This window comes from Alkalicoccobacillus porphyridii (assembly GCF_007293315.1).
GTDB classification, from domain to species: domain Bacteria; phylum Bacillota; class Bacilli; order Bacillales; family Bacillaceae_D; genus Alkalicoccobacillus; species Alkalicoccobacillus porphyridii.
In genome coordinates this window covers 1-264 of the sequence record NZ_VLXZ01000254.1, presented here as the reverse complement: position 1 = coordinate 264, position 264 = coordinate 1, and the positions used below count along the sequence as shown (strand labels likewise).

Here is a 264-nt window from a genome sequence, read left to right as displayed (position 1 = left end):
CTGGGGCGAGAAGGGCAAATGGAATCTTGAGCAGCGCGACGGCAAAACTGGCGAAGAAACCGAGCTGCAACTGAGCCTGCTGGGTAGCCAGGATGAGATCGCTGAGGTAGGCTTCCCGTACTTTGGTGGCGACGGCACGGAACACTTCAACAAAGTGGAACTGGAAAACGTGCTGCTGCACAAACTGCCGGTGAAACGCCTGCAACTGGCTGATGGCAGCACCGCCCTGGTGACCACCGTTTATGATCTGACGCTGGCAAACTA

1 protein-coding gene is annotated in these 264 nt (G+C 56.8%); it reads left to right on the top strand.

What is annotated here, in order from left to right:
• The coding region (locus tag FN960_RS24235; protein WP_185971154.1) for a hypothetical protein at window positions 1–264 on the top strand (264 nt) is incomplete at both ends.